This window comes from Pseudomonas sp. NPDC087814, assembly GCF_044742865.1.
In the GTDB taxonomy this organism is placed as follows: Bacteria; Pseudomonadota; Gammaproteobacteria; order Pseudomonadales; family Pseudomonadaceae; genus Aquipseudomonas.
Window position 1 is genome coordinate 1 of sequence record NZ_JBIUVK010000002.1, and the last position, 5,518, is coordinate 5,518.

Here is a 5,518-nt window from a genome sequence, read left to right on the forward strand (position 1 = left end):
AATCGGCAAGGATGCCGATTTAGCCGCGCCGGGCCATGGATGGCCCGTCGCGGCGGCCCGCGGAATCGGGCCGGAGTGCGGGCATGCCGAGCCTAGGCGAGGCACCGAGTGGTGGGGCAAAGCGTTTTTTGGTTACTTTTTTAGGCGTTTGTAAAAAAGTGACCCGCTGTAAGAGCGGAACCATAAGTGGCCGTTACCGCAGCAACGGATATGTACACCCCACCCCACCCCACCTCACCCCAACTACCATCACCGCTCCACGGGCACCGAAAGCCCCGAATTCCCAAGCGCATGACTACGCGCATCAAAAAACCGCAACTCCACCTCCATCCCCTCAAACAACTCCGCAAAACGCCGCTTCTGCTGCTGGATAAACCCCGCACTGCGACCAAACACCGAAATCGCTAACGTGCTGATCTTCGCCTGTCGAATCGCCTGCACCAGATGCACATCCTGCGCGCCGAGGTGATGCCCAAAGATGCATAGCCCACCTTCATGGCCCAACAACTGCTCATAACAGAACGACAAATAGTCAGAACTGCGAATGGTCTTCAGCTTCTCCTCAACCTTGCCCTCGCTGACAAACAACGGCACATCATCCAGCGTCTTGATCGTGTTGTTGATCGCAAAACTGCTGAGCAACGTGCTGTCAGTGGTCGGCAATTTACGCGCCGTACCATCAAGGTTACGCACCAGGTGCAGGCCACCATGCAGATACAAAATGCGCGTGGTGTCGCAGGCAGTATTGCGCAGGTCAAAGCTCGCATCGGCACTGCGAAACAGATCATCGATGCCCGGCGCATGCAGGATCGCCCAGTAGTTGAGCAGGTCGTAATTGCTGGTGAACACCGTCGGGTAACTCGCCAGCTCCTGATGGAGGGTCGCCAGTGTCGACGGCTTCACCAGGCGCCACGGAATATGCACGCTGTGGATCGTATTGATCAGCGCTTCCTTGATCGCGTAATAGCGATTACGCGGCGCAGCCGAGCTGACCGCCAGGGCCTTGTTGACCCGGCTGGTGGTTTTCAGTGCACCCAGCACCTGCTCGAAGCTGCGGGTCTGCATCGCGTCAAACACGCTGAGTTCGGACTGGCTCAGAGGTTTTTCTTCCACGGTGCGGGCGTTTTCGAACAGTGAGTCGTAGGCAAAATCTTCCCACACTGCGCGGCTGGCGCCGTTGCCGATCAGGATCCCGCTGATGGCGGTACTGCTGCGCAAGGCGTTCCAGTCTTCTAGGTGGGCATCAAAATCCTGGGAATCCTTCATTGCGGCGGGTCTACTCGAAATCGGCTGGGCGGTGACTTTATCACGAGCGGGCGTTGATCCTGGTCAAGATGCCGCAGGCAATCGAGGTCGATGCTGTAGGCATAACGACTTTAAAGGATTAGCCACCATGAGCAGCACCTTCTTCATTCCCGCCGTCAACATCATGGGCCTCGACTGCCTCGACGAAGCCATGACCGCGATTCGCAACTACGGTTTTCGCAAGGCGCTGATCGTCACTGACGCCGGGATGGCCAAGGCAGGTGTGGCCAGCATGATCGCCGAGAAGCTTGCGATGCAAGACATCGACTCGGTGATCTATGACGGCGCCAAGCCCAACCCGAACGTCGATAACGTCGAAAAAGGCCTGGCACTGCTGCAGCAGAGCGCCTGTGATTTCGTGGTGTCACTGGGCGGTGGCTCACCCCATGACTGTGCCAAGGGCATTGCCCTGTGTGCGACCAACGGCGGGCACATCGGTGACTACGAAGGCGTCGATCAGTCGGCCAAACCGCAACTGCCGCTGGTAGCCATCAACACCACCGCCGGCACGGCCAGCGAAATGACCCGCTTCTGCATCATCACCGACGAAACCCGCCACGTGAAAATGGCCATCGTCGACCGTAACGTCACGCCGCTGCTGTCGGTCAACGACCCGGCGCTGATGGTCGGCATGCCCAAGGGCCTGACTGCCGCCACCGGCATGGACGCACTCACCCACGCAATCGAAGCCTACGTGTCCACGGCTGCCAACCCGATCACCGACGCCTGTGCGATCAAGGCCATCGAACTGATCAGCGCCAACCTGCGGATTGCGGTGCGCGACGGTAAAGACCTGGCCGCCCGGGAGAACATGGCCTACGCGCAGTTCCTTGCCGGCATGGCCTTCAACAACGCGTCCCTGGGGTTCGTGCACGCCATGGCGCACCAGTTGGGTGGGCTGTATGACTTGCCCCACGGCGTGTGCAATGCGGTGCTGTTGCCCCATGTGCAAAGCTTCAACGCCAGCGTCAGCGCCGAGCGCCTGAGCCATGTGGCACGGGCCCTTGGCGCAGATATCAAGGGTACGTCGGTGGAAGAGGGCGCCCAGGCGGCCATCGCGGCGATTCGCAGCCTGTCCCAGGATGTGGAAATTCCTGCCGGGTTGCGGGAGCTGGGCGCCAAGTTGCAGGACATCCCGCTGCTGGCGTCCAACGCCCTGAAGGACGCCTGCGGCCTGACCAACCCGCGGCGGGCGGATCAGCGTCAGATTGAAGAGATCTTCCGCAGCGCGTTCTGATCAGTCCTGGCCATGGCGACGCACAGCAGTGCGCCGCCCGCCAGCGCCACGCATAACACCGCCAACGGCCAGGCCTGCTGACTCGCCAGCAGGCTGGCCACGCCACCGATCGCCGCCGCCATCAACTGATGCATAAAGCCGCTCAAGGCCATGGCGTAGGAGCCGCTCACCGGTGATTCATCATTGGCCAGCGACAGGCTGATGGGATAACTCATCGATTGGCCGAACACCGCCAGGCAATACGGCAGCCACAGCAGGATCGCCAGCCCATTGGCAAACAGGCTGCCCAGCAACATCGTCGCGCTGCCGCATATCACCAACGCCACGCCCCAACTCATCATCGACAGGCGCCCGGTGCGGGCGACGAGGCGATTGACCATCAACGCCCCCGCCAGATACGCCCCGCTGATCGGCCAGCCGAGCCAGCCATATTGCGCCGCGCTCCACTCGAAATGGCCCTGCAAAATCAACGGTGCGCAGGTATTGAACGCGATGATCACCCCGTAACCCAAACCGCCCGCCAACGCAGGCCGCAGGAACGCCGGATGACGCAGGATCGTGCCGTAGATGCGCCAGGCCGAGACGTGCCCGGCGGCTTTTTCCAGTGTTGCAAACACCACCCGTTGCAGCGCAATCATCAGGCCGACAGCCGCTATCGCCAGCCCATAAAAGATCGCCTCCCAACCAAACGCCACTTGCAACAGCGAGCCCACAAACTGCCCGATGCCCAGGGCGATCACGAACGTCATCCCCAGCCACGACAAACCTTTGGCCAACAGGGCACCGCTGAAACTGTCACGAACCAGCACCCGCGCCATCACCGACACACCGCCCGCACCGAGGCCTTGGACCAGGCGCAGGCCGAGGAACGATTCGAGGCTGTAGGCGGACGGAATCGCCGCACTGGCCAGCGCATACAACGCCAACGCTGCCAGCAACACCGGCTTTCTACCCAGGCGCTCACCGAGGCTGCCCCAGAGCAGCATCGGCAACGCCATGCCGATCAAGTACACCGCCAGGGCCAGTGCCACCTGGTCCTCTGCAGCGGTCAATGACAAGGCAATCGCCGGCACGGCGGGCAGATAACTGCTGATGCCAACCTGGGACAAAAAGGCCGCGCTGCAGGCAATGGTGAGGGTCGTGGTGCTTTTCAAGGGGCAAAAGATCCTGTTGAGCAGTAAGCTGCAAGCCGCAAGCTACAAGTTGCCAGTGGGTTTGTCTCTACCTTGCAGCATGAAGCTAACCGCTTGTCGCTTAGGAACCAACCTTATGAGAGTTCTATTATTCGGCGCCACCGGCATGGTCGGCCAAGGCGTGTTGCGCGAGTGCCTGCTGGCCAGTGACGTGCAGGAAGTCGTCGCCGTCGGCCGTACCGCGCTGACCCAGGAACACGGCAAGCTGCATCAAGTGCTGCATGCCGACATGTTTGATTTCCAGCCCCTGGAGCATCTGCTGCAAGGCTTTGACGCCTGCTTCTTTTGCCTGGGCGTGTCCTCGGTGGGCATGGATGAAGCCAAGTACACCCATTTGAGCTACGACTTGACGCTGGTGGCCGCCAGCACCCTGGCGCGGCTTAACCCGCAGATGACCTTCATCTACGTGTCCGGCGCCGGGACTGACAGCAGCGAAACCGGCAAAACCATGTGGGCACGGATCAAGGGCAAGACCGAGAATGCGTTGCTGCGCCTGCCGTTCAAGGCGGTGTACCTGTTCCGTCCCGGGGTGATCCAGCCGTTGCACGGCGTGCGCTCGAAAACCCCGCTCTACCAGTCCATCTACACCGTGGTCGGCCCGTTGTTGTCGCTGCTGCGCCATGTGCGACCGGCCTGGGTGGTGAGCACGGAAACCGTTGGCCGCGCAATGCTCTCGGCCGTCCGGCACGGTGCACCTCTGCCGGTGGTGGAGCAGGCCGATATCAATCGCCTGGCCACCGAGCGCGCCTAGATGCTGCACAAAAGCCTGGTTCGCCGCCTTGACCTGATCACCCTGCAATTGTTTGTGGCAGTGCATGAGGAAGGCACGCTGACCCGCGCCGCCGCCCGTGAAGCTATCGCGGTCTCGGCGGCCAGCAAGCGCTTGATGGAGCTGGAACAGGTGCTGGGCGTCAGCCTGTTTGTGCGCCAGGCCAAGGGCATGCAGCTCACGGCTGCCGGCGAGACCTTGCTGCACCATGCACGGCAGATGCTGTTCAATGTCGAGAAGATGGGCCTGGAGCTGGGCGAACACAGTCACGGCGTGCGCGGTTATGTGCGGATGCTGGCGAACCTCTCGGCAATCATTCAGTTCCTGCCCGAAGACTTGCGCGACTTTTCCGCGCTGCATCCACAGGTGAAGGCCGACCTGGAAGAGCGGCCCAGCAATGGCGTGGTCCAGGGTGTGATTGACGGCGTTGCGGACCTGGGCATCTGTTCCAGCGACACCGATACCAAAGGCCTGCCCGGTGTGACCTATCGCCGGGACAAACTGGTGGTGCTGATGCCGGCGGATCACCCGTTGGCCTCGCGCAAGACCCTGACGTTCGCCGAGACGCTGGACAGCGACTACGTGGGGCTGCATTCCGCCAGTTCGATAAACATGCGCACCCATGCGGCGGCGCGGGAGGCGGGCAAGGTGCTGCGCTTGCGGATCCATGTGCCGGGCTTCGATGCCATGTGCCGGATGGTCCAGGCCAACATGGGCATCGGCATCCTGCCGCAAAAAGCCTATGAACTGTTTGGCCGGGCGTTGGGCTTGCACGCGGTGCCGCTGACGGATGCCTGGTCGGACCGCAGCCTGATCCTGGTGGTGCGTGACGAGGCGCAGCTGTCGCCGGTGAGCCGGTTGTTGTTCGATTACCTGCGGCGGGAGCAGGCGTAAGCAAACGCTGTGGCGAGGGCCCTTGCTGTGGCGGGGGGGGGTTGTGCCCCGGGGGGGGGGGGGGGCCCCCAAAAAAGGGGGGGCGCGACCCACACCACCGGGGCGAAGCACCCAACCCCC

At 62.0% G+C, this 5,518-nt stretch carries 5 protein-coding genes; 3 read left to right on the plus strand and 2 right to left on the minus strand.

The window, feature by feature from the left end; translation table 11 throughout:
- Window positions 1-249: 249 nt before the first annotated feature.
- Window positions 250-1,266: a DUF4917 family protein gene (locus ACIOMR_RS01965; protein ID WP_003212103.1), complete on the minus strand. Its 1,017-nt coding sequence runs from the start codon at window positions 1,264-1,266 to the stop codon at window positions 250-252.
- Window positions 1,267-1,393: 127 nt separating this feature from the next.
- On the opposite strand from ACIOMR_RS01965, the gene yiaY reads away from it, so the two are divergent.
- Window positions 1,394-2,542 (plus strand): L-threonine dehydrogenase, encoded by a 1,149-nt coding sequence (gene yiaY, locus ACIOMR_RS01970; protein ID WP_003212101.1) that lies wholly within the window; start codon window positions 1,394-1,396, stop codon window positions 2,540-2,542.
- Here yiaY and ACIOMR_RS01975 read toward each other — a convergent pair.
- A complete protein-coding gene (locus ACIOMR_RS01975; protein ID WP_401191916.1) occupies window positions 2,509-3,696 on the minus strand; it encodes an MFS transporter in 1,188 nt (395 codons plus the stop codon). The two genes, yiaY and ACIOMR_RS01975, sit on opposite strands and share 34 nt — an antisense overlap.
- A gap of 115 nt (window positions 3,697-3,811) precedes the next feature.
- On the opposite strand from ACIOMR_RS01975, the gene ACIOMR_RS01980 reads away from it, so the two are divergent.
- Together ACIOMR_RS01980 and ACIOMR_RS01985 are read left to right on the plus strand one after the other, a co-directional pair.
- The gene (locus ACIOMR_RS01980; RefSeq protein ID WP_102604145.1) at window positions 3,812-4,486 is read left to right on the plus strand and encodes an NAD(P)H-binding protein; all 675 of its coding nucleotides are present in this window, start codon (window positions 3,812-3,814) and stop codon (window positions 4,484-4,486) included.
- Window positions 4,487-5,398: a LysR family transcriptional regulator gene (locus tag ACIOMR_RS01985; protein ID WP_401191919.1), complete on the plus strand. Its 912-nt coding sequence runs from the start codon at window positions 4,487-4,489 to the stop codon at window positions 5,396-5,398.
- The last annotated feature ends 120 nt before the right edge of the window (window positions 5,399-5,518 follow it).

Excerpts from the sequence above, each read along its gene's own strand:
- ACIOMR_RS01965 (WP_003212103.1), bottom strand. The coding sequence starts at position 1,266 with ATGAAGGATTCCCAGGATTTTGATGCCCACCTAGAAGACTGGAACGCC.
- yiaY (WP_003212101.1), top strand. The coding sequence starts at position 1,394 with ATGAGCAGCACCTTCTTCATTCCCGCCGTCAACATCATGGGCCTCGAC.
- ACIOMR_RS01980 (WP_102604145.1), top strand. The coding sequence starts at position 3,812 with ATGAGAGTTCTATTATTCGGCGCCACCGGCATGGTCGGCCAAGGCGTG.
- ACIOMR_RS01985 (WP_401191919.1), top strand. The coding sequence starts at position 4,487 with ATGCTGCACAAAAGCCTGGTTCGCCGCCTTGACCTGATCACCCTGCAA.